The sequence below is a fragment of the Leclercia adecarboxylata genome (assembly GCF_006171285.1).
Lineage (GTDB): Bacteria > Pseudomonadota > Gammaproteobacteria > Enterobacterales > Enterobacteriaceae > Enterobacter > Enterobacter barmai.
Window position 1 is genome coordinate 3,065,548 of sequence record NZ_CP040889.1, and the last position, 23,598, is coordinate 3,089,145.

A 23,598-nucleotide genomic window follows, 5' to 3' on the forward strand; every position below is an offset into this window, starting at 1 on the left:
GTCAGGCAGGCAAGGGCTATTTACCTTTTTGATGATCGCTGATAGCCTGCGCCGCACAGATCAGCGCCAGATGGCTTAACCCCTGAGGCATATTGCCGACCCACTCGCCGGTGCGGGTATCGAACATTTCATTGAAGGTTTCGACATTGCCGCGATGACATAGCGTTTCAAGAATTTCATCCATGTTCTTTTCGGCCTGCTCCGGTTCGCCCATCGAGGCCCAGGCCTCCGCCAGCCAGAAGGCGCAGGCGATAAAGGTGCTCTCCTCCTGCTCAACCCCGCTGTAGCGGTAGATCATCGCGCTGTTATGACCCAGCTCGCGTTGGATGGCCTGATAGGTCAGCTTCATGCGTTTCGGGTTCACTTTCACACCGTAGCGCGACACCAGGGTAAGCGACGCATCCAGTAGCCCGCCGTCCCCGTCGTAAAAACAGTAGGACTGATGGGTCTCGGACCAGCAGTGCTCTTCAATCCAGTCGCGGATGCGGTCCCGCTCCCGGGCCCAGCGCGCTTTCCATGTAGGTTCGATATGGTTGGTCTCGGCCAGCACCACGGCGCAGTCCAGCGCCAGCCAGCAGGCCATTTTTGAGTGGGTGTAATGCCGCTCTTCCGGCAGCTCCCAGATCCCGGAGTCCTTCATGCGCCAGCGGTCGGCGCACTGGTTGGCAAGATGCCCCAGGAAGCGCGAGGTGCCGATATCCAGAATATGCCCCGCCTCGACGAACAGTTTCGCCACGCCAAGCATATCGCCATACATGCTCAGCTGGCGCTGGTTGCGGGCGTTATTGCCGAGGCGTACCGGCTGCGAATCCCGGTAGCCCTGCAGTTCGGGGTAGCTCTCTTCCGGCACCAGTTCGCCGTCGAGGGTGTAGCAGGCCCGCATCTCCGGGCCGTGTTTAATGATGGTTTTCGACAGCCAGGAGAAGGCCGCTTTACACTCTTCAAGGGTGCCCAGATAGGTAAAGGCTTTGATGATCAGGCAGGCATCGCGCACCCAGGCAAAGCGGTAATCATAGTTTTTGCTGCCGCCGGGCCCCTCCGGCAGGGAGGTGGTGGCGGCTGCCGCCAGCGCGCCGGTGGGGGAGTACCAGAGGAACTTCAGCGCCAGCGCGGAGCGGATAACGTGATCTTTATAGAGGCCGTCGTATTTCAGCCCCTTCACCCAGTCCTGCCAGGCGGTGTGGCTGGTTTCAATCCGGTTATCAATCGCCTGAATGTCCGGTACCGCCAGCGGCTCATCCAGTGTCACCAGCAGCGCGACAATCTCCCGGCTCCCTTTCTTCAGGACGATCTCCGCCTCGATCTCTTCATCATCGGCACGGGTAATGACCACGTTTTCGCTGGTGTGGAGCATCGCCATCAGGTCGCCGATATGGTAAACGCTGCCCTTGTCGGTATCGGAGCGCCAGGGCGATCGCGTTTCGATCATCGTTCCGAACCGCAGTTGAAGTCTGAACGTCAAGGTGCCGCGCACCCCTTCCATACGGCGGGCCAGCTCGCTCCAGGGCAGACGGCCTGCCAGTGTGCTGTTGATGGATTCGGTTAACAGCGCCGTGCCGTCTTTCGTTTCATAGCGGGTTTCCAGGATGTTGCTGTCCTCGCGATAGGCGCGGGAGACGGTGTATTCACTCGCCGGTGTCAGGCTGAAAAAACCGCCGATGCCAGGGTCCAGCAAGCGGTCAAAAAGGGGCGGCGAATCGAGGTTGGGCGCGCCCCACCAGTCGATCGAACCATCCGGGGCGATGAGCGCCACCGAGCGCCCTTCACCGATAGCGGCGTAGTCTCCCAGGCCAACGAACCCGTTATCGCGCAAAGGCATGTCGTATTTCGCATTTTTCAAATGAGTGATCCCTTTTCTTTGATGAATATAAAGCCTGGCATAATGTGACGGTTATCGCGCTTTCAGGGGGGATATGATGGGAGAAAATCCTGGCACCATCGGCTCCCTCTCCATTCAGGGAGAGGGCTGGGGTGAGGGGGAATATGCCGCACAGATGCTTTTTTCTTACTCGCCGCACACACTCGTTTAACAAAGCCAATCTGCCGAAATTACATATATCAATGGCGCGTCAATAGAACGCGTAAGTTTCGCGATATGCCCGCTGGTCGGATATGTTGGGCAGGGGGGCAGTCATAACATCCAGGACTGTTCCTCCCCAACCTAAGAAAATTATGAAAAAGTTAATGATGATAGCGTTCGTCGCGGTTGCTCTGTCCGGCTGCGCCCAACAAACTTTCAGGATCAACAGCGGGGTGGCTGAAAAGCCCACTCAGGAAACAAAACAATCCTTCTTTGTTAATGGTATTGGTCAGTCTAAGACGATTGATGCGGCGCAGGTTTGCGGCGGCGCGGATAAAGTTATTCGTACCGAAGTGCAGGAATCCGGCACGGATGTATTATTACGTGTCGTAACGCTGGGTATTTATACCCCTCGCGAAGCGCGGGTTTATTGCGCTAAATAAATATAATGGCGGGCATTTAATAATGCCCGCCATTATTTATTAGCGCCTGGAATCGATTTATTTACGCGTAAACTGTTGCTCTGTAATGGTGCTGCCCCACTGATCGCCTTGCCACTCTTTCGATAATACAAAGCCGAAGGACTCATACAACCGCCGTGCCGCCGTCAGCTTATTAAAGGTCCACAGCTGAACCGCAGAGAACTCCCTCTCATCGCAAAACTTCATCGCTTCAGCAATCAGCTTTCTGCCCACGCCGCCACCGCGACAACCGTCGTCCAGGATAAACCAGCGCAAATGCGCCTCGTTGTTTCCGAGATCTTCGCCGTCAATGGCGACTGAGCCAACGATGCGCCCGTTCTGCATCGCCAGCCAGATTTGATTGGTCGCATTGTCCAGACGCCCCGAAAAATCCGCTAAGCCAGCGGCGACCTTCGCCTCAAAAAAAGAGCCAAAGTGATGCTCTCTCGCGTAATAGCTGCCGTGCATTTCCGTGATGCGGCCAATCATGCCTGGATGATAGCCAGAGACAATGGTTACCGCGCTTTTTCCTGGCAGATCAACATCATCCCGGCAGGCTTTGAGGGCGCTGGCATAGACGCTCAGGCCCTGTGATACGACGCGCTGCTGGCTGGCGTCCATTTTTTGCAGGGCGGAAATGACGCGTTCGTTACCGTAGGCATTAATTCTGCGCACCGTTTCTCTGCCCTGAGGGCTCAGGCTAAGCTGCTTGATTCTGGCATCTTCCGGGGAGGCGCTCTCTTCCAGCTCTCCGGCCTTGATCAGTTTGGCGAGCATGCGGCTGACGCTGGATTTCTCCAGTCCCAGGACCTGCACCAGCTGGGCGGCAGTCAGGGAGCCCCTGGCTTCCATCTCAAGCAAGGTATGCACTACGGAAGGGGAGTAGTCCGTTGCCGCCAGGGTGTGGTTCATAAAGCCGAGTTCCCGCACCATCAGACGCGACGAGATACGGATCTCTTCAACAATCGACGAATCAGTCATTATTAGGTTAGCCTGTAAAAGATAGTTGTACTATACAACCATCTTTCTCGCATTGCTGTCAATCAGGAAGCGAAACGCCAGGCGACAAGCATCAGCACCGCGACGTTAAGCACCACGCTAACCATAAAATAGGTTTTGAACGGCTGCTTTTGGGTTTTATGACGAAACAGCTGCTGGCCAAAGATAGCGCCCGGCCATCCCCCGACAAACCCGCATACCAGCAGGGTCGATTCCGGGACTCTGCGCCAGGCTTTGCGGGCCGCCAGTTTGTCGGCACCGTAGATCAAAAACGTCAGCGCGCTGGCGAGCAGAAACCACATCGCCAGAGAATGAGGCAACAGGGCGCTGCCCGCGGCGGCAAGGGCGAGAAGGAAATAACAGAGGACATTGAGCATGCTAGGCGGTATCAGTTATCAATCCGGAAGGGCGATGATACGCGATCCTTGCGGGAGTGTAACCGGGCTAGCCGGTTAACCTTTTGGCAAAACAGATGGCCTCGTCGCGCCCGATATAGGGGCCATAGTTTTCTCTCTGCAGATAGCCATGCTTTAAATAGAACTGCACCGCGCGAGCGTTGATTTTACGCGTCTCAAGCCACAGCTCGCGGTAGCCCATGCCCCGCGCTGCCTCTTCAAGCCAGGCGAGTAGCGCCGCCCCAGTGCCCGGGCAACTCCGGTCAGAGAACATGCGTTTGAGTTCGGCAGTGGTCTCAGTCAGCGGGCGGAATGCACCACAGCCTATGGGTTGATTATTCTCATCTTTGGCTATCACCCACATCGCCCGCGCCCCGGAGACATCCTGCGGGTCGAAGTGGCTTTTGCCACTGTCGCCGGTTATAGCGGCAAGCTCTGAGGAAAGTTGATCGATGAGCGTCTGAGAGTCGGTTGAGATTGGGCTGGATTTTTCGATGGTTATCATTTTGACTGGGGCTGAAATTCGGTTTGGATGCCAGTATAAGTCATTGTAAAACCGGCTTATCATACGCAAACGTTATGATGCTACAGCGCGAAGATGGAAGAAGCACCCGCCGGCGACGGGAGCTTCTTTGAGCTCTGTCAGATATTCGCCCCCGGTGGCTGATTCCCCGCCTCCAGCATCCCAAAACTCACAATCCTTGAACGCCCCAGCTCTTTCGCGCGGTACAGCGCCACGTCGGCGGCGCGCAGCAGGTTTTCGCCCTGAGCGTGCTGCGGATAGCTGGCAATGCCAATCGACACATCCACCGGGCCGATCTCCGACAGCTCATAGCGCAGCGCCAGGCCGTGCACGGCGGTATGGATTTCGCTGGCAGTGGCAAACGCCGCCGCTTCATCCGCGCCCGGCAGCAGGGCCAGAAACTCCTCGCCGCCATAGCGGAACGCCATGCCCTTGTCGCTGACCGCGCGCTGGACAATTGCCGCCACACCCTTAATCACCTGGTCGCCCGCTTCGTGCCCAAGTCTGTCGTTGATGGCTTTGAAGTGGTCGATGTCGATCATCAGGCAGCTTACCGGGTTACCGCTGTGCAGCGCCTGGTTCATCTGGGTGCGCAGGGCATCTTCCAGATGGTGGCGGTTGCGCAGCCCGGTCAGGGGATCGAACAGGGCTTTTTCCAGCAGGGCATCGCGCAGACGCTGGTTAGCCAGCGCCAGACCAAGCGCTTCAGCCATCAGCTCCAGATAGGCGCGGGAAGGGGCCATCGCCGGCGTAAGGTTCTGGAAGGAGAGCAGGCCGATGGCTTCGCCCTGGGCAATCAGCGGCACGCAAAGGGCGTGATGGGCGCAGCTGTCCGGCAGGTGATAGCAGGCGATATCCGGCTCGCCGTTGACCGGCGGATGGCTCTGGCCGCGGCGCACCGCCCAGCACTGATCCGGATGGAACGGATCGGGCTCGCCCTGCGGGTTGAGCCACTCGGCGGCGCAGCGCATCTGCCACGGTTCGTGTTCGAGCAGATAGAGCCGCCCGGCGATCCCCGGCGCAATGCTGGGGGCGAACAGCCGCGCGACGTTCAGCACGTCCTCGACGGATTCGCACCCCTGCAGGCGCTGCGTCATGCGTGCCAGCAGTTCGCGGATCGCCCAGTCGGCGTCGCGCTCCTTCTCCAGCCGCTGCCGCACCAGGCCGTTTTCACGAAAGATGCGGATCGCCTGGGCCATATCGCCAATCTCATCGATCTGACGGTAATCCGGGGCTTCGACGGCATAATCCTGGGAGGCCAGCCGGTTGACCACGTCGCTCAGGCGCACCACCGGGCGCAGCACCCGGCGCTTAAGGATAAAGCCCAGCACAAACAGGAACATCAGCGCGGTGAGGCCGACCATCACCTCAGAGAGCGTGCGCAGCGCGTGGGATTTTGCCGTGGCATCCTCAATGGCCACGTCGGTGCGGCGGTCCAGCATCTGGCGAAAATGGTCGAGCTGATTTTGCACCTGCTCCAGTTCGCTCTCGTAACGCTCGCCATAGAGCCGTTCAATGGCCTGCGCCTGCTGCCCGCTATTGACGCTGGCGATGGCGCGCTGCTGTTCATCCTGCAGGGCATCGGCCACGGTTAACCCTTCGTGCAGCAGGGCCAGCTCTTCATCGCTGGCCCCCGCGTCTTTAAGCTTTTGCAGGCGATGCTCGACGCCGACCATGGAGGCCGCTTTCTGGCGATACTCGTCGGCCACCGCGGGCGTCTGTTTGATGACATACAACCGCGCCAGATCCGAGAGCGCCCAGGCGTCCACCTCAACTTCTTCGGTCAGTTGATCGAAGACGTAGCGCTGTTCTACGGCCTGTCGCTCCACCTTTTCAGCGCTGGAAGCCATTAACATGGCTACCCCTGAAGCGATGGTCAGACAGACCGTGGCACCGTATGCCCAGTTAGTGATAGTGGCGATACGCAAGTCTTATTCCTTTTTCATAAATCAGGCGAATTTTTGCCTTCTTCGATAATGGCGTCATCTATTTCTTCGGCATTACCGGCATGATCGCGCCCCGAGAGCAGATTCCAGCAGGCGATAAACAGGGCGGCGATCAACGGGCCAATCACAAAGCCATTGATACCGTAAATCTCCATCCCGCCCAGGGTAGTGATGAGGATGAGATAGTCGGGCATTTTGGTGTCTTTACCCACCAGCAGCGGACGCAGAATGTTATCTACCAGGCCGACGATCAGCACAAAGAACCCGACGATAAACAGGCCCTGCCAGATTTGCTGTGTAGCGAAGAGGAAGATGGCCGCCGGCACCCAGATGATCGCCGAACCCACCGCCGGGATGAGGGACAGGAACGCCATCAGCGCGCCCCACAAAATGCTGCCGTTGATACCGACTATCCAGAAGGCGATCCCGCCCAGCAAACCCTGGACCAGGGCCACCACGGCCGTGCCTTTTACCGTCGCTCTGGCGACCCCGGCAAACTTGGCAAACAGATGCTGTTTGGCGAAATTCGACAGCGGCAGGCTGTCGAGGATCTGGCGCACCAGCCAGGGGCCATCTTTCAGCAGGAAGAACAGCAGATAGACCATCACGCCAAAGCTGATGGCGAAGCCAAAGGTGCCCTTACCAATCAGGAAGGCGCTGCCGGCCAGGTATTGTCCGCCTCTTAACGCTGCTTCAGAGAGCTTCTGCTGGATCTGCGCCGCGGTATCGAGATCGTGCTCGATCATCAGCGTGCGCAGCCAGTGGGGGAGATGGGCGAAGAGGCTCGCCACCACGGTGGAAAACTGGGTGTCGTTCTGCTGCAGGCGCGTATAAACGATATTGAGTTCAAAGGCTAATGAGGAAAAGATCACCATCAGCGGAATAAAAACAATCAGGCAGATCAGCAGCACGCTGAGCAGCGCCGCCAGCCCGTTGCGATCCCCCAGCCTGATACGCAGCGCGTTTTTAACCGGGTAGAAAATCACCGCCAGGATAGCGGCCCACAGGATCGCCGAGAAGTAGGGCGACAGCACATCAAAAAACGCCCAGGTAACCAACAGGAGAATAAGTATGAAGAAACCCTTGGTCAGTCCGTTAAATCGCATTGGATCATCCTTTTTTATATAAACACTACGACTATAGGATGTTTTATATGATTTAACATTCTCATGATTGCGTGCGGCCGGTTGCCGGGTGGCGGCGATGCCTTACCCGGCCTACGTTTCGTGGTTTTGTAGGCCCGTGCAAGCGGAGCGCCGCCGGGCGCTGCGCACTCCCCCTAAAGTTTAGTGAGCCAAAACAGATCCCACTTTCGTCTGACCGACGGAGGATGCGGGGCGGTACATGCTGTAAGTATCGGCTTGCAGGAGGTATCAGATGGCATGGCGACCCTTTCTCTACGTCATTTATACGGTTCATCCCCGCCTGAGCGCCCGTCGAGGATGTCTTCGTCTGGTGCATGGCTAGCAATTTGTTAACAATCGCGGTATAAAAACACCTTCTTTTGGATGTTTAGATGTCCATACGTATAGAAGGTGATATGCAAACACAACAAAATGGGCAGCTTCAGCGCACCATGAAGACTCGCCACTTAATCATGCTGTCGCTCGGCGGCGTGATTGGCACAGGGCTGTTTTTTAATACGGGTTACATCATTTCGACCACCGGGGCGGCGGGCACGCTGCTGGCCTATCTGATCGGCGCGCTGGTGGTCTGGCTGGTGATGCAGTGTCTCGGCGAACTCTCCGTGGCGATGCCGGAAACCGGCGCCTTTCACGTCTATGCCGCGCGCTATCTTAGCCCGGCAACCGGCTACACCGTGGCGTGGCTCTACTGGCTCACCTGGACGGTGGCCCTCGGGTCGAGCTTTACCGCGGCCGGGTTCTGCATGCAGTACTGGTTCCCGCAGGTGCCGGTCTGGGTGTGGTGCGTGGTCTTCTGCGCGGTGATCTTTGCCCTTAACGTCATCTCGACCCGCTTCTTCGCCGAAGGGGAGTTCTGGTTCTCGCTGGTGAAAGTGATCACCATCATCGCCTTTATTATTCTGGGCGGAGCGGCCATCTTTGGCTTTATCCCGATGCAGGACGGTTCTCCCGCGCCGGGGCTCAGCAACATCACCGCCGAAGGCTGGTTCCCGCACGGCGGCCTGCCGATCCTGATGACCATGGTGGCGGTTAACTTTGCTTTCTCCGGCACCGAGCTTATCGGCATTGCCGCCGGGGAGACCGAGAATCCGCACAAGGTGATTCCGGTCGCCATTCGCACCACCATTGCCCGCCTGGTTATCTTCTTTATCGGCACCGTGTTTGTGCTGGCGGCGCTGATCCCGATGCAGCAGGCCGGGGTGGAGAAAAGCCCGTTCGTGCTGGTGTTTGAGAAGGTCGGCATTCCGTATGCCGCGGATATCGTCAACTTTGTCATCCTGACGGCGATCCTCTCGGCGGCCAACTCGGGGCTCTACGCCTCCGGACGCATGCTGTGGTCGCTGTCGAACGAGAAAACCCTGCCGCGCTGCTTTGCCAGGGTGAACAAAAACGGCGTGCCGCTCACCGCGCTGTCGGTGTCGATGCTCGGCGGCGTGCTGGCGCTCTTCTCAAGCGTGGTGGCCCCGGACACGGTGTTTGTCGCGCTGTCGGCCATTTCCGGCTTTGCGGTGGTGGCGGTATGGATCAGCATCTGCGCCTCGCACTTTGTCTTCCGCCGCCGTCATCTGCAGGCGGGCAAACCCTTGAGCGCGTTGCAGTATCGCGCCCCGTGGTATCCGCTGGTGCCGGTGCTGGGCTTTATCCTCTGCCTGGTGGCCTGCGTCGGCCTGGCGTTTGACCCGAGCCAGCGCATTGCCCTTTACTGTGGGTTGCCGTTTGTGGCGCTCTGCTATGGGGCGTACTACCTTACCCAAAATCTGAAAACCCAGGAGCCTGAACATGTCGCAGAATAATCCGCTTACCGCCATCCTTGAAACCCAGCCGTTTGTGGTGCTGGACGGGGCGATGGCAACGGAACTGGAAGCGCGCGGCTGCAACCTGGCCGACAGCCTGTGGTCGGCGAAGGTATTAATGGAGAATCCGGAGCTGATCCGCGACGTGCATCTCGATTACTTCCGCGCCGGGGCGCAGGTGGCGATCACCGCCAGCTACCAGGCCACGCCGGACGGCTTTGCCGCCCGCGGGCTGGACGAGGCGCAGTCCCGGGCGCTGATTAGCAAAAGCGTTGAGCTGGCGCGCAAGGCGCGGGAAGCGTATCTGGCGGAAAACCCGCAGGCGGGCGCGCTGCTGGTGGCGGGGTCCGTCGGGCCGTACGGTGCATTCCTGGCGGACGGATCGGAATACCGCGGCGACTACGTGCGCAGCGCAGAGGAGTTCAGCGCCTTTCACCGCCCGCGCGTGGAGGCGTTGCTGGATGCCGGGGCTGACCTGCTGGCCTGCGAAACCCTGCCATCGTTTGCGGAAATAAAAGCCCTGGCGGCGTTGCTGACGGACTATCCCCGCGCCCGGGCGTGGTTCTCGTTTACGCTTCGCGACAGCGAACACTTGAGCGACGGCACGCCGCTGCGCGAGGTGGTGTCGGTGCTGGCGAACTCACCGCAGGTGATTGCCCTGGGCATTAACTGCATCGCGCTGGAGAACACCACCGCCGCGCTGCAGCATCTGCAAAGCCTGACCGCGCTGCCGCTGGTGGTCTACCCGAACTCGGGGGAGCATTACGACGCGACGACCAAAACCTGGCACCACCACGGCGAGGCGTGCGAGACGCTGGCGGGGTATCTGCCGCAGTGGCTGGCGGCAGGGGCGAAACTGATTGGCGGATGCTGTCGGACGACGCCGAAGGACATTGCGGATTTGAACGCCCAAAGGTAACCGTGTTTTCCCCCTCGCCCCTTTGGGGAGAGGGTCAGGGTGAGGGGAACAGGCCGCACCGTTGTAACCATTGCCGGGTGGCGCTACGCTTACCCGGCCTACATGAGCGCGCCGGACTGTTCCCTCGCCCCTTTGGGGAGAGGGTCAGGGTGAGGGGAACAGGCCGCACCGCTGCAACCCTGCCGGGTGGCGCTGCGCTTACCCGGCCTACATGAGCGCGCCAGACTATTCCCTCTCCCCTTTGGGGAGAGGGTTAGGGTGAGGGGAACAGGCCGCACCGCTGCAACCCTGCCGGGTGGCGCTGCGCTTACCCGGCCTACGGTTCTTGCCGAATTGCTTTTACCTATGCCACATCCGCCAGTACAAACATCCCGTACGGGTGGATCTCCAGGAAATACTCCTCCCCCACATCCGGCTGCAGTCTTGTCGCGTTCACCTGCAACAAAATCTCCTGCCCGTGCCACTCCACAATCACCTCGTACTGCGGGCCCATGTAGGCGACGTGGCGGATCACGCAGCGCTGGCTGGCCTCGCCGTGCTGGCTTAAGGTGATCGCCTCCGGGCGCACCCCGACGGTGCCCGCGCCCATGGCAGCAAAGTGCAGCGGGCGGGGCAGGCGATAGCCGTGGATCGCCACGTAGTCCTGGGTGAAGCTCGCCGGGAACAGGTTGGCATCGCCCATAAAGCTCGCCATAAAGCGCGACGCGGGCTGGCGATAGAGATCCTGCGGGGAGCCAATCTGCATGATGTTGCCCTTGTTCATCACCAGCACCGTATCCGACACCGCAAAGGCCTCGCTCTGATCGTGAGTCACGTACAGAGAGGTAATGTTGAACTGCTTTTGCAGCTCGCGGATCTTATCCCGCATGCTGCGGCGCAGGTTGGCATCGAGGTTACTCAACGGCTCATCGAAAAGCAGCACTTTCGGCTTGAGGATCAGGGCGCGGGCCAGGGCCACACGCTGCTGCTGGCCGCCGGAGATCTGGTCCACGTAGCGATCTTCAAAGCCCTCCAGATCCACCATCGCCAGCGCCTCTTTGACGCGGGCTTTGATCTCACTGCGCGACACGCCGAGCATCTTCAGGCCGTAGCCGACGTTCTCCCCCAGCGACATGTGCGGGAAGAGGGCGTAGGACTGGAACACCATGCAGATATCACGCTGCTGAATGGAGCGGTGGGTCACGTCCTCGCCGTCGATGAGGATCTGCCCGTCGGTGGGTTTCTCCAGCCCGGCCACCAGGCGCAGCACCGTAGTTTTACCGCAGCCGGACGGGCCAAGCAGAGTCACCATCTGCCCCTGGGGGATCGCCAGGTTGATATTTTCAATTACCGTGTTCGCGCCAAAGCGCTTGGTCACGTTACGCAGTTCAACGAAATGTTTCTGAGTCATAGTGTTACGCCTGGTTTTTGGCTTTTGAGCGGGAGATTCGTGCCTCACCGATCAGCCAGTCAAAGAGGAAAATGATCGCCAGCATGACCACAATCAGGATCGAGCCGTAGGCAATCGCCACGCCGTATTCGCCGTCTTCCACGCGGTTCAGGATGTAGGCCGTAGCCACGCGGGTATCCGGCGTGACGAGGAACACAATGGCGCTGACGGTGGTAATGGCGCGCACAAAGCTGTAGATCAGCGCCGACAGAATGGCCGGGCGCAGCAGAGGCAGCAGGATGTGCGTAATGGTGCGTAGCGAACCGGCGCGCAGGCTCAGGGAGGCTTCGTCCAGCGACTTGTCGATCTGGCCCAGCCCCGCGATTCCGGCGCGAATACCGACCGGGACGTTACGCATTACCATCGAGATAATGACGATGGCGGCGGTACCGGTGAGGTACACCGGGGCGCTGTTAAAGGCCAGGATATAGGAGACGCCAGCCACGGTGCCCGGGACGGCAAAGCACAGCATGGTGGTGAACTCGATGGTCTTTTTGCCTTTGAACTGCTGGCGCACCACGATCCAGGCGATCAGCAACCCGAAGGCGGCGGTGATCGGCGCGGCGATCCCGGCGTACAGCAGGGTATCCAGCAGCGAAGGCCATGCGCCGTCGCTCATCCCCTGGCCGAACAGCTTGATAAAGTTATCCAGCGTCAGGGTGTAATCCACCCCCCAGTTGACGGTAAAGCTGCCGTAGAAAATGCTGCCGTAGAGCAGGGCGTTAAAGGCGATCCACACCGCCAGCAGGGCGATCACGCTCCATACCAGAGTCACCGGCAGAGGCTGGACGTCGCCGCGATAGGACTTGCCGGAGACGGTGATGTAGGAGCGCTTGCCGATCCACATGTACTGAATGCAGAACACCAGCAGCGAGAAGAGCAGCAGGAACGCGCCGAGGGTGCTGGCCGCCTGGTAGTCGAGCTGCGATCCGGTGATGTAGAAGTAGATCTGCGTCGCCAGCACGTCGAAGTTGCCCCCCAGCACCAGCGGGTTACTGAAGTCCGCCAGCGACTGGACGATGACGATCAGGAAGGCGTTGGCCAGGGCCGGTTTCAGCAGCGGCACAAAGACGCCGTTAAAGGTCTGCCAGCGGCTGGCGCGCAGGGTGTAGGACGCCTCTTCCAGCGACGGATGAATGGTCTTGATCGCCCCGTCGAGGATCATAAATGCCATCGGGGTGAAGGCCAGCACCTGCGCCAGCCAGATGCCGGTGAAGCCGTACAGCCAGTTGGTGTTGGTCAGCCCGAACCAGTCGACCATCAGCTCGGTGATGTAGCCCGAGCGGCCCATCATTAGCGTCACGCCGAGGCCCACCACGAACGGCGGGGTGACGATCGGCAGGATCGAGAAGATGCGCCCGATGATGGCGCTGCGCTTCGCGATGCGGGTGGTGTAGATCGCCAGCACCAGGCCGAAGAAGGTGCAGCCGATCCCGACCGCCACACAGAGCAGGATCGAGTTTATGATCACCTGAATAATGTGCGACTGCGACAGCACGTTCATAAACGCCAGCGGGGCGAACTCGCCTGCGTCATTGGTGAACATCGGAATAAAGATGGCGATGCTCGGCCAGACGATAAAGATGCCGATCAGCGCGACGATGGCGATCAGCGAGCCGATGACAAAGCGGTCGCCGCCCAGCCATTCTAGGCGGGTCAGGGCCAGGGTCATGATCGAACCCAGCGCCACAAACAGCACGATGGTGGCATAGCCTAAACCGCGCCCTTCGAGGGTGGCGCTGATGACCACAAAGGCCATGCACAGCAGGGCCCAGCCGGCGTCGAGGTAGTGGCGGCTGCGCTGCTCGCGCTTCGCTTCACTGAACGGGCGCACCAGCAGCAGGGTGGGGAGCAGATACCACAGCCAGCTGATGTTGAAGTGCGACCAGCTGTAGGCGTCGAGGATCTCGTCCCCGGTGGACTCCAGCAGGCCGTAATCCAGGCTCCAGCTCGGCAGCAGGGCAAAGGCCAGCCAGCCGACGAAAACCCAAAGGAAGACCGCATCCCGTTTTTTCACGGGATGAAGAGCGAGTGTCTGTGACATAGGTGTTCCGGGTGTTGATGAATGTTGTAGGCCGGGTAAGGCGTAGCCGCCACCCGGCATTTACCGCACGAGTGGGCTTATTTACCCATCTTCACGTCGCTGACCCACTTGTTGATCAGCGCCTTGCGCACGTCCGTTGAGCCGTACTTGTCCATGTCGTAGCTGATCAGCTTCAGGTCATCCAGCTTCAGCGAGTTCGGGGAGGTCTCGGCGGTGGTGTTGGTCAGGATCTGATAGGACTTGCCCTGCTTCCACGCCAGCTCCTGAGCCTCTTTCGACAGCACCCAGTCGACGAACAGCTTCGCGTTCTCTTCGTTACGCGCGCCCTTCAGGATGCTGACGCCGCCAATCTCATACCCGGTGCCTTCGCACGGAGAGATCAGCTCCAGCGGGGCGCCCTGCTCTTTTTCCAGGGAATAGTCATGCAGGAAGCCGATGCCGATGGCCGTTTCACCGCGCGCGGCGTTACGCGCCGGGGCGATGCCCGATTTGGTGTACTGGGAGACGTTGCCGTTCAGCTGCTTCAGGTAGTCGAAGGCCTGGTCTTCCCCCCACAGCTGGACGAAGGTCGCCAGCGCGGTGTAGGCGGTGCCGGAGCTTTGCGGATCGGCAATCTGGATCTCGCCCTTGTATTCCGGTTTGGTCAGATCTTTCCAGCACTTCGGCACCGGCAGGTTCTTCTCTTTCAGGCGCTGGGTGTTAACGCCAAAGCCCAGAATGCCCACGTAAACGGCGGAGGAGAGGTTGCCTTTCACCTTCGCCGGATCGCGGAATTTCTCCATGATCTGCTCGAGGTTCTTCGATTTGTACGGCTGCAGCAGCCCCATTTCACCGGCCTGGGACTGCGGATCCAGGGTGCCGCCGTACCAGACGTCGGCCTGCGGGTTTTTCTTCTCGGCATCCACTTTCGCCAGCGTACTGCCGGAGCCGTTGCGAATAAACGAGGTTTTGACGTCGTACTTATCGCCAAACGCTTTGGTTTCGGCTTCGCACATTTCGTTGGTGGCGCTGCAGTAGACCACCAGACGGCCTTTGGCCTGTGCGGCACCGGTTAAGGTCGCCAGCGCGATCCCGGAAGCAATGAGGGTAGAGAGAAGCGTTGTTTTCATTATTCAGCCCTTTTATGACGTTATGTGACTGCGAGAAGCGGTGATGCCCGCCATCAGCAGGGGCATCAGGAGTAAACCCATCAGTACGGCGGCGATGGAGAGCAAACTGAACATCCCCGACCAGCCGTAGCGTTCGATAACCTGCGACAGCGGCCACCCGGCCAGCGCCGCCCCCAGATAAGCGAACACGCCAAGAAAACCGGTAATCGAGCCTGCTGCCTGCTTGTGTCCGCACTCCACGGCGGCAAGGCCGATGAGCATCTGCGGACCAAAGACAAAAAATCCCACCGTAAAAAAGCACATCGCCAGCAGGGCGTAGTGGTGAACCGGGGCCAGCCACAGGGCGGCGACCGACACCATCAGCCCCAGCGTGAACAGCAAAATCATCGGCGCCCGCTGGCCGCTGAACAGCAGATCCGAACCCCAACCGGCGAACAGCGCCCCGAGCAGGCCGCCGACCTCAAACAGCATCACCGTGGCGTTGGCGCTCAGCAGGTTTACCCCGTGGCTCTCCGCCAGCCAGATGTTGCCCCAGTCGTTGAGGGCGATGCGGATGAGATACACCAGCACATAGGACGCCCCGAGCAGCCAGATCATCGGGTTTTGCAGCATGGTGGTGCGTAACATCTGCCACAGCCCCATCGGCGGGCTCTGCTGTTCCTGGCGCAGTTCCAGCGGATCGTTGCGCCACTCCCCGACCGTCGGCAGACCCTCTTCCTGCGGTGTGCCCCGCAGTTGTGTGGTCAGCCACAGGCCGAGCACGATACTGATGATCCCCGGTGTCAGCATCGCTGCCTGCCAGCCCCAGCGATGGGCGGCGAAGGCACAGATCAGCGGAATAATGGCTCCACCGATGTTGATAGAGGTGTTCCAGCATCCCCACCAGAAGCCGCGCTCGTTGCGCGAGTACCAGTGGGTGAGCAACCTGGCGCAGGGCGGCCATCCCCATCCCTGAAAGAAGCCGTTCAGCGTCCAGATAAACAGCAGCAGCGGCAGGGAATCCCCGAAGGCGAACAGCACGTTCAGCACCCCGGTCGCCATCAGGCCGATGCCCATAAAGGCCCGCTGGCCTTTACTGTCATGCCACAGCCCGGCGGCAAATTTCGACAGGCCGTAGCTGAGGTAAAACAGCGACCCGATCAGGCCGATATCGCTCTTGCTCAGCCCCAAATCCAGCTGCAGCGCGGGCAGGACATAGTTGAGGCTTTTACGCGTCAGGTAGAACGCGGCGTAGCCAATCACCATGCAGAGCAGCAGTCGCGGGCGCAGTGCCCGGTAGCGTTGTGTAACCTGTTCAGCTGACAGTGCGGACATGGCGTTCTCCGTTTGCATTGACTGTATGAAAGCGCGACGAAAAAGGGATGAGAGAAAGTCTGGCGTGACTAAGACTTTTTCCTGGTTAGCGGTGTGTTTGTTGCAAAACTGTGGGCAGGTTAACAATTACGCGCGTGCCGCCCTGCGACTCCAGCGTGAACTCCCCGCCCAGGGCATGCACCCGCTCGCGCATCCCCTGGATGCCGAAGCCGGGGATCTGCTGCGTGCTGATGCCGCTGCCGTTATCTTTTACCTCCAGACGCAGCTGGTTATCGTGCTCGCAGAGCAGGACGCTGACCTCGCTGGCGTTGGCGTGTTTGCTGACGTTATTCAGCAGTTCCTGGAGTAATCGATAGAGGGTGAACACCAGGGTTTCGCTCTGGGGCGGGGCGCTGAGCCGGTAATCGAACCGGCACTGAATGCCGCGCTCGGCAAAGGCGAACTCGTTCACCAGGTGGTGCAGCGCCTCGTTTAAGGAGAGTTCGTCCAGCACCGGAGGGCGAAGCTGGCGCAGCAGCTGGCGGGTGGAGTGGTGAATGCGCCGGGCCAGCTCGTTGATCTGCCCGGCGGCTTCCAGCGCCTGGGGCGTATCCCCGGCCCGTTTCACCAGCTGGGACTGGATCTGAATGGCGGTGATGTTCTGGCCGATCTCATCGTGCAGCTCCCGGGCCAGGTGTTTGCGGGTGTCCTCTTCGGTGTGGATCAGCTTTTCCGTCAGCTCGCGCCGGGCCTGTAGCTCCGCTTCCAGCCGACGGCGATAGTGATCGAGATTCATCGCCAGATGCTGCTGGCGGCTGATGGCGATCCCGAGCCCAATCCCCAGCAGCGACTGGGTGGCGAGGAAAATCTCCAGCTCCAGCAGATCGCTGAACCCCACGCCAACCTGACGGGCGATGGTGATCATCATGCTGCCCAGCAGCCCGGAGAGCACGCCGCCCTGCCAGCCGAACTTCCACGCCATCACTACGTTTGGCAGAAACACCACGATCAGCAGCAGCCGCTCAAGGGCCGGGGAGAGCACCATCTGGGTGCCGATGCCGATGATAAAGAACAGGCTGCACCAGATGATCAGCGACGTGCGCAGGGGCGGATTGCTGGTATCGAGCCCCAGCAGATGATAGCGGTGCTGCTGGCGTAAAAACTCAAACACCAGGTAGACAAACGGGGTCAGCAGCACCCCGCCGGTAAAGGAGGCCAGCACCAGCAGGGTGGGCGGGCTGTCGAGGAACGGCGCCAGGAGCAGGGTCTGGAGCAGCGCGTTAAGGGTCACCGCGGCGATCAGCAGCGACAGACGCTGCCAGTAAAGGGGATAGCGGTGCCAGTAGCGCTGCGCCAGCCAGGCGCAGACGGTACCCACCAGCGGCACCATCAGCATCAGCGGGCGGGTGAGCAGCTGTTCGCTGTGCAGCCAGAGCATCGCCGCCTGGGTGGGCAGGATCAGCGCCGGCCAGAAGCGGCGCGAGAGCAGGATCAGCAGCGCCAGATAGACGCCCTGAGGTAAAAACAGCGCCGCCTGCTGGCCGTTCTGGGTGAGGTAAAAGCTCAGCGTCCACAGCATCAGCCAGCCGGTGCCCCACGCCAGCATGATAAACAGCGAGAGGATAGTGTGTCGCAGGGAGCGCCGCATCAGTGGCCGGTCAGCAGCTGGTGGTCGAGGGCAAAATGCACCAGCTCAATGGTGCTGTTGCACTGGAGTTTGCCGAGCACGTTGGCGCGATGCACGTGGACGGTTTTGTGGCTGAGTTCCAGCTGGAACGCAATCTCCTTGACGCTTTTGCCGTGAACCAGCAGTTCGAACACCTCTTTCTCGCGCGGAGTCAGCACCGCCAGGGCCCGGGACACTGGCTCGCCGCCGCGCAGGGCTTTGACCGCATCGGCACAGAGGTAATGACCGCCCATGCCGACGGAGCGCACGGCCTGCACCAGCTCCTCCGGGCCGCAGCGTTTGGTGAGATAGCCGCTGGCCCCGGCGTCCAGCGCGCTCTGCACAAAGGCAGGGGTGTCGTAGATGCTGAGGATAATGGCGCGAAATCCGGGGCGCTGCTGGCGCAGGCGTTTGAGCAGGCTCAGGCCGTTCTCATCGGGCATGGCGACGTCGAGCACTGCCACGTCGATCTGTTCGCGGCTGAGCGCGGGCCAGGCCTCGGCGGCGCTGCTGTACTGGCCTTCCACCACCAGATCGTCTTCCAGATTTAACAGCTGGGCGAACCCGGAACGCACCACCACATGGTCGTCCACCAGCACCACTTTGATCATCTTGCATACCTTTGCTGAATAGTTTGCCTATGATGCCTGTCCGCGTTGGGCTGGCAATGAGATGCCTGTGGTTATGTAACGAATGTAACAAAATTGCAATAAAGGTTTGGGGTGGGGGGGGGGAGGAATATGCTGAGGGCTGTGGTGGTTCCGTTCACTTTATGTTTCTTGCTTCTCTGTAGCCCCAGAACACGTGAACGTGTCAGGGGGGCTCGCCGCCGCCCCCCTGACCACCCCGGCTCCCGGCAAAGAAAATCGCCGCTTCGCGGTCCCTTCGGCTAATGACTTGCGGCTGTCGGGTCGGGGTCGATCCTACATCCCTGTAGGTCGCCCCCTCTCGGCGCATCCATGCGCCTCGCCCCGGCCTCCAGTCAACGCCTCAGCGATTTTCAGCCGGACCAGGGTGCCGCTGGGACATCTGTGCCTGAGAGGCATTTTCATCGCGGTAATTTCTTGTTTTGCGAGGCTGCTTCCGGGAATAGCCCTTCACATAGAATGGATATGGCGGTATCTTTTTTACGCGTCTGCAAAATCAGGCGTCGGGATTGACCTCCTGCTTTCTTCATCGGCGACGTATAATGATGCGTCGTACGCTCTGCTACATCTCAATGGTGGGCTGAGTAGGGGCATCGCAAGGTGCGCCGGTATCCGATGAAGCCGGTAAGGTCAACTCTGCTTAGTCCGCCACCCATGAGATTGACCTCTCTGGTGGTGGTTAATTAAATCATTCATCGGAGGCTGCCTTTATGGCTACGACCCTAAACCACACTCACGCATTACTTACCCTGCCCTTCAATCACAGCACGTCTTTTACCGAACTGGCGGACAACTGCGAACGCTTTATGGATGCGCTGGTTGAATGTGATCTTCCCACTGAAAAACTCGCCCTTTACGGACGACTTTCCGCCTGTCTGGCCCTGCTGCAACCCACGCTGCTGGAGCCCGTGCCGGACTATTTAAAAGCGAGCCTGACCGTAGACGATTTACCGACACGCCTGCCCGCCTTCGACCCTGAACCCGATCAACTGGGCCGTTACTGTCAGGAGCTGACTCGGCATCTGATGAGCGGTGCATTCCCACCTGAAGCCGAAAGAGTCATCAAGGATCTGCTTTATGAGCTGGTCAGCTTCTATGCCGATACGCTAAAAATGCCACGCTGGCTCAGAACAGACGAGGGAACAATCCCCTTAAATTAACCCACGAAGAGCGATGAAAATGCTTGAGTCATTTACCGACTCACAGCAACACCTGGTCCGGCTGAAAATCGCCGAAGCGTTTCCCGCAGGCCGGGGCGAGGCGCATGGACGCGCCGAGAGGGCATAGCCTGCAGGGATGCAGGCTGGTGCCCGACCCGATAGCCGGAGGGAATAAGCTGAGGGAATCGCGAAGCGGCGATTTTCTTGCCGGTAGCCCGGGTAGCCAGGGTGGTGGCGATTGAGCCACCCTGGCACGTTCACGGGTTCGGTTGTAACAGAGAAGCAATGGACTGGAAGTGAACGGAACAACCACCGGTGTAGCATGCTCCCCCTCACCCCAACCCTCTCCCTCGAGGGAGAGGGGGCCAACCGTGCCGCCGGGCAATGCAGACCGCACAAAATTCACTATCTATTGCCACTTTTTTTCTAAAAACGATTCGGCATTAACGATGCTTTTTAATTCCTTTATCAAAATACCGCCGCCGGAAATACTGCCTCCATAACAACTACGGGAGCAGACACCATGGCAATTTCATCGCGTATCACCTTACTTGGCGCCCTTGCGCTGTGGGCATTTCAGGCGCAGGCGGTGGACGTCACCGTCGCGTATCAAACCTCCGCTGAGCCCGCCAAAGTGGCCCAGGCAGACAAGACCTTCGAGAAAACCAGCGGCGCCAAAGTGGACTGGCGTAAGTTCGATAGCGGCGCAGCCATCGTGCGGGCCCTGGCCTCAGGCGACGTGCAGATTGGCAACCTCGGCTCCAGCCCGCTGGCGGTCGCCGCCAGCCAGCAGGTGCCGATTGAAGTTTTCCTTCTGGCCTCGCAGCTCGGGAATTCCGAAGCGCTGGTAGTGAAGAAAAACATCACCAAACCCGAAGATCTGATCGGCAAACGCATCGCAGTGCCCTTTATCTCTACCACCCATTACAGCCTGCTCGCCGCCCTGAAACACTGGGGGATCAAGCCGGGTCAGGTGGAAATTATCAACCTGCAACCGCCAGCGATTATTGCCGCCTGGCAGCGTGGCGATATTGACGGGGCGTATGTCTGGTCCCCTGCGGTTAACGAGCTGGAGAAAGACGGCAGCGTGCTGACCGACTCCGCCCAGGTCGGCCAGTGGGGCTCACCAACCCTCGATGTGTGGGTGGTGCGTAAAGACTTCGCCGAGAAGCATCCGGAGGTAGTTAAAGCCTTCGCCAAAAGCGCCATCGACGCCCAGCAGCCCTACATTGCTAACCCGGATGAGTGGCTGAAACAGCCCGCCAACCTGGAGAAACTCGCCCGTCTGAGCGGCGTGCCGGAGGCCGACGTGCCGGGTCTGGTGAAGGGCAACACCTACCTGACGCCTGCCCAGCAGGTGCAGCAGCTCTCCGGGCCGGTGAATAAAGCGATTGTCGATACCGCCGGGTTCCTGAAAGAGCAGGGCAAAGTGCCCGCGGTGGCGGCAGATTACAGCCAGTACGTGACCGATCGCTTCGTGAAATAAGGGGGGCCGGATGCTGAATATTACAAATCTGTCTGCCGATTACGCTGGCAAGCCTGCGCTGGAGGATATCAACCTGACGCTGGACAGCGGCGAGCTGCTGGTGGTGCTCGGCCCGTCCGGCTGCGGCAAGACCACGCTGCTGAATCTGATCGCCGGGTTTGTACCTTATCAGCACGGCACCATTCAGCTGGAAGGAAAAAAGGTGGAGGGCCCCGGCGCGGAGCGCGGCGTGGTCTTCCAGAACGAAGGGCTGCTGCCGTGGCGTAACGTGCAGGAGAACGTCGCCTTTGGCCTGCAGCTGGCGGGCACCGGACGGGAAGAGCGGCTGGCGATCGCCCGGGACATGCTGAAAAAGGTGGGGCTGGAGGGGGCGGAAAAACGCTTTATCTGGCAGCTCTCCGGCGGACAACGTCAGCGCGTCGGCATTGCCCGGGCGCTGGCGGCTAATCCGCAGCTGTTGCTGCTGGATGAACCCTTCGGGGCGCTGGATGCCTTCACCCGGGAACAGATGCAAACCCTGCTCCTGCGCCTGTGGCACGAGACCGGCAAGCAGGTGCTGCTCATTACCCATGACATCGAAGAAGCGGTGTTTATGGCTACCGAACTGGTGCTGCTGTCGCCGGGGCCTGGAAGGGTGCTGGAGCGCCTGCCGCTCAATTTTACCCGCCGCTTTGTGGCGGGGGAGCCGGTGCGCAGCATCAAGTCCGATCCCGATTTTATTGCCCGGCGCGAATACGTGCTGAGCCGCGTCTTTGAACAGCGGGAGGCCTTCTCATGAGCATTGTGGTGAATGACAAAACGGCGCGCAAACGCCTGACCCTGCGCTGGCCCCTTTCCCGCCAGTTGACCCTCAGCCTCAGTACCCTGCTGGTGCTGCTGGCGGTGTGGTGGGCGGTAGCGGCGGCCCAGTGGGTCAGCCCGCTGTTCCTGCCGCCGCCGGGCCAGGTGCTGGTGAAGCTGTTCACCATCGCCGGTCCGCAAGGTTTTATGGATGCCACCCTGTGGCAACATCTGGCGGCCAGCCTGGGACGCATTCTGGTGGCCCTGCTGGCGGCGGTGATCGTCGGGATCCCGGTGGGCATTGCGATGGGCTTAAGCCCGACGGTGCGCGGCATTCTCGATCCGCTGATTGAGCTATACCGCCCTGTGCCGCCGCTGGCCTATCTGCCGCTGATGGTGATCTGGTTTGGCATCGGCGAGACCTCAAAGATCCTGCTCATCTACCTGGCGATTTTTGCCCCGGTGGCGATGTCGGCGGTGGCCGGGGTCAAAAGCGCCCAGCAGGTGCGGATCCGTGCGGCGCAGTCGCTGGGAGCCAGCCGTGCCCAGGTGCTGTGGTTTGTGATTTTGCCCGGCGCGCTGCCGGAAATTCTTACCGGTCTGCGCATCGGCCTTGGGGTTGGCTGGTCGACGCTGGTGGCGGCTGAGCTCATCGCCGCCACCCGCGGGTTAGGCTTTATGGTCCAGTCGGCGGGGGAGTTCCTGGCGACGGACGTGGTGCTGGCAGGGATCGCGGCGATCGCCGTGATCGCCTTCGGATTAGAACTGGGGCTGCGCGCGCTTCAGCGCCGCCTGACGCCCTGGCATGGAGAGATACAATGAGTGAACGTCTGACCATTACCCCGCTGGGGCCGTACATTGGGGCGCAGATTTCCGGCCTGGATGTGACCCGGCCATTAAGCGATAACCAGTTTGAGCAGTTGTATCACGCGGTGCTGCGCCATCAGGTGGTGTTCCTGCGCGAGCAGGCGGTGACGCCTCAGCAGCAGCGGGCGCTGGCGCAGCGGTTTGGCGATCTGCATATCCACCCGGTCTATCCCCATGCCGAGGGGGTAGAGGAGATTATCGTCCTGGATACCCACAACGATAATCCGCCGGACAACGACAACTGGCACACCGATGTCACCTTTATCGAGACCCCGCCCGCCGGGGCGATTCTGGCGGCAAAACTGCTGCCGGAGAGCGGGGGCGATACCCTGTGGACCAGCGGAATTGCGGCATTTGAGGCGTTATCCGCGCCGTTCCGTCAGCTGCTGAGCGGCCTGCGGGCGGAGCACGATTTTAAGAAATCGTTCCAGGAGTATAAGTACCGTAAAACCGAAGAGGAGCATCAGCGCTGGCGGGAGGCAGTGGCCAAACACCCGCCCCTGCTGCACCCGGTGGTGCGTACCCACCCGGTGAGCGGCAAGCAGGCGCTGTTCGTCAACGAAGGCTTCACCACGCGGATTGTGGATCTGAGCGAGAAAGAGAGCGATGCGCTGCTAACCTTCCTGTTTGCGCATGTCACTAAGCCGGAATTCCAGGTGCGCTGGCGCTGGCAGCAGAACGATCTGGCGATCTGGGATAATCGGGTGACGCAGCATTACGCCAATGCCGATTATTTGCCGCAGCGGCGGATTATGCACCGGGCGACGATTTTAGGGGATAAGCCTTTCTTCCGTGCGGGCTGATCCCCTCACCCCGACCCTCTCCCCAAAGGGGCGAGGGAGAAAACCTGTACGGCACCTGACTGTTCCCTCTCCCTTCCAGTTCCCGTAGGCCCGGTAAGGCGTCGCCGCCACCG

Annotated in this window: 20 protein-coding genes; 8 read left to right on the forward strand and 12 right to left on the reverse strand. The window is 60.1% G+C overall.

Annotated features, from left to right (window positions below; translation table 11 throughout):
* Nucleotides 1-16: 16 nt before the first annotated feature.
* Nucleotides 17-1,840 (reverse strand): glycoside hydrolase family 15 protein, encoded by a 1,824-nt coding sequence (locus tag FHN83_RS16400; protein ID WP_139564398.1) that lies wholly within the window; start codon nucleotides 1,838-1,840, stop codon nucleotides 17-19.
* 332 nt (nucleotides 1,841-2,172) lie between these two features.
* Between FHN83_RS16400 and FHN83_RS16405 the strand changes: the two genes are divergently transcribed.
* Complete coding sequence (locus FHN83_RS16405; protein WP_138370663.1) at nucleotides 2,173-2,463, forward strand: Bor family protein; 291 nt, start codon at nucleotides 2,173-2,175, stop codon at nucleotides 2,461-2,463.
* A gap of 57 nt (nucleotides 2,464-2,520) precedes the next feature.
* Here the strand turns inward: FHN83_RS16405 and FHN83_RS16410 are convergent, their stop codons facing one another.
* The 5 genes from FHN83_RS16410 to FHN83_RS16430 form a co-directional block, all read right to left on the reverse strand.
* Nucleotides 2,521-3,462, reverse strand: coding sequence for a bifunctional helix-turn-helix transcriptional regulator/GNAT family N-acetyltransferase (locus tag FHN83_RS16410; protein ID WP_139564399.1), 942 nt, complete (start codon nucleotides 3,460-3,462; stop codon nucleotides 2,521-2,523).
* Nucleotides 3,463-3,524: 62 nt separating this feature from the next.
* Entirely contained in the window at nucleotides 3,525-3,857 is a 333-nt protein-coding gene (locus tag FHN83_RS16415; protein ID WP_138370661.1) for a DUF1294 domain-containing protein, read from the reverse strand.
* A 67-nt stretch (nucleotides 3,858-3,924) separates the two neighbouring features.
* Complete coding sequence (locus FHN83_RS16420; protein WP_139564400.1) at nucleotides 3,925-4,380, reverse strand: GNAT family N-acetyltransferase; 456 nt, start codon at nucleotides 4,378-4,380, stop codon at nucleotides 3,925-3,927.
* Nucleotides 4,381-4,517: 137 nt separating this feature from the next.
* Nucleotides 4,518-6,326 carry a diguanylate cyclase gene (locus FHN83_RS16425; RefSeq protein ID WP_139564401.1) on the reverse strand — a complete coding sequence of 603 codons (1,809 nt, stop codon included), beginning with the start codon at nucleotides 6,324-6,326 and terminating at the stop codon, nucleotides 4,518-4,520.
* Between the two features lie 14 nt (nucleotides 6,327-6,340).
* Nucleotides 6,341-7,450 (reverse strand): AI-2E family transporter, encoded by a 1,110-nt coding sequence (locus FHN83_RS16430; RefSeq protein ID WP_039032445.1) that lies wholly within the window; start codon nucleotides 7,448-7,450, stop codon nucleotides 6,341-6,343.
* 434 nt (nucleotides 7,451-7,884) lie between these two features.
* Between FHN83_RS16430 and mmuP the strand changes: the two genes are divergently transcribed.
* On the forward strand, nucleotides 7,885-9,282 hold the full coding sequence (gene mmuP / locus FHN83_RS16435) for an S-methylmethionine permease (protein WP_139564402.1): 1,398 nt from the start codon (nucleotides 7,885-7,887) through the stop codon (nucleotides 9,280-9,282).
* Nucleotides 9,269-10,201, forward strand: a complete 933-nt coding sequence (mmuM, locus tag FHN83_RS16440) for a homocysteine S-methyltransferase (RefSeq protein ID WP_139564403.1) — start codon at nucleotides 9,269-9,271, stop codon at nucleotides 10,199-10,201. Before mmuP ends, mmuM begins: the two co-directional genes overlap by 14 nt.
* Nucleotides 10,202-10,544: 343 nt before the next feature.
* Here the strand turns inward: mmuM and fbpC are convergent, their stop codons facing one another.
* The 6 genes from fbpC to FHN83_RS16470 all read right to left on the reverse strand — a co-directional run bounded on the left by fbpC (nucleotide 10,545) and on the right by FHN83_RS16470 (nucleotide 18,353).
* Complete coding sequence (gene fbpC / locus FHN83_RS16445; RefSeq protein WP_138370656.1) at nucleotides 10,545-11,591, reverse strand: ferric ABC transporter ATP-binding protein; 1,047 nt, start codon at nucleotides 11,589-11,591, stop codon at nucleotides 10,545-10,547.
* A gap of 4 nt (nucleotides 11,592-11,595) precedes the next feature.
* Nucleotides 11,596-13,674 (reverse strand): ABC transporter permease, encoded by a 2,079-nt coding sequence (locus FHN83_RS16450; RefSeq protein ID WP_139564404.1) that lies wholly within the window; start codon nucleotides 13,672-13,674, stop codon nucleotides 11,596-11,598.
* 77 nt (nucleotides 13,675-13,751) lie between these two features.
* The gene (locus FHN83_RS16455) at nucleotides 13,752-14,783 is read right to left on the reverse strand and encodes an ABC transporter substrate-binding protein (protein WP_039032440.1); all 1,032 of its coding nucleotides are present in this window, start codon (nucleotides 14,781-14,783) and stop codon (nucleotides 13,752-13,754) included.
* Between the two features lie 12 nt (nucleotides 14,784-14,795).
* Nucleotides 14,796-16,115, reverse strand: coding sequence for an MFS transporter family glucose-6-phosphate receptor UhpC (gene uhpC / locus FHN83_RS16460; RefSeq protein WP_082019623.1), 1,320 nt, complete (start codon nucleotides 16,113-16,115; stop codon nucleotides 14,796-14,798).
* Nucleotides 16,116-16,182: 67 nt separating this feature from the next.
* Nucleotides 16,183-17,724, reverse strand: coding sequence for an MASE1 domain-containing sensor histidine kinase (locus FHN83_RS16465; RefSeq protein ID WP_139564405.1), 1,542 nt, complete (start codon nucleotides 17,722-17,724; stop codon nucleotides 16,183-16,185).
* The gene (locus tag FHN83_RS16470; RefSeq protein WP_039032437.1) at nucleotides 17,724-18,353 is read right to left on the reverse strand and encodes a response regulator transcription factor; all 630 of its coding nucleotides are present in this window, start codon (nucleotides 18,351-18,353) and stop codon (nucleotides 17,724-17,726) included. The genes FHN83_RS16465 and FHN83_RS16470 overlap by 1 nt, the downstream gene beginning before the upstream one ends.
* Nucleotides 18,354-19,099: 746 nt before the next feature.
* Between FHN83_RS16470 and FHN83_RS16475 the strand changes: the two genes are divergently transcribed.
* From FHN83_RS16475 to tauD, 5 genes are all read left to right on the forward strand, one after another.
* Complete coding sequence (locus tag FHN83_RS16475) at nucleotides 19,100-19,549, forward strand: hypothetical protein (RefSeq protein WP_039032436.1); 450 nt, start codon at nucleotides 19,100-19,102, stop codon at nucleotides 19,547-19,549.
* 523 nt (nucleotides 19,550-20,072) lie between these two features.
* Complete coding sequence (tauA, locus tag FHN83_RS16485; RefSeq protein WP_039032435.1) at nucleotides 20,073-21,035, forward strand: taurine ABC transporter substrate-binding protein; 963 nt, start codon at nucleotides 20,073-20,075, stop codon at nucleotides 21,033-21,035.
* A gap of 10 nt (nucleotides 21,036-21,045) precedes the next feature.
* Entirely contained in the window at nucleotides 21,046-21,813 is a 768-nt protein-coding gene (tauB, locus tag FHN83_RS16490; RefSeq protein WP_139564406.1) for a taurine ABC transporter ATP-binding subunit, read from the forward strand.
* Nucleotides 21,810-22,637, forward strand: a complete 828-nt coding sequence (gene tauC, locus FHN83_RS16495; RefSeq protein ID WP_039032433.1) for a taurine ABC transporter permease TauC — start codon at nucleotides 21,810-21,812, stop codon at nucleotides 22,635-22,637. The genes tauB and tauC overlap by 4 nt, the downstream gene beginning before the upstream one ends.
* Nucleotides 22,634-23,485 carry a taurine dioxygenase gene (tauD, locus tag FHN83_RS16500; protein WP_139564407.1) on the forward strand — a complete coding sequence of 284 codons (852 nt, stop codon included), beginning with the start codon at nucleotides 22,634-22,636 and terminating at the stop codon, nucleotides 23,483-23,485. Before tauC ends, tauD begins: the two co-directional genes overlap by 4 nt.
* Nucleotides 23,486-23,598: the final 113 nt, after the last annotated feature.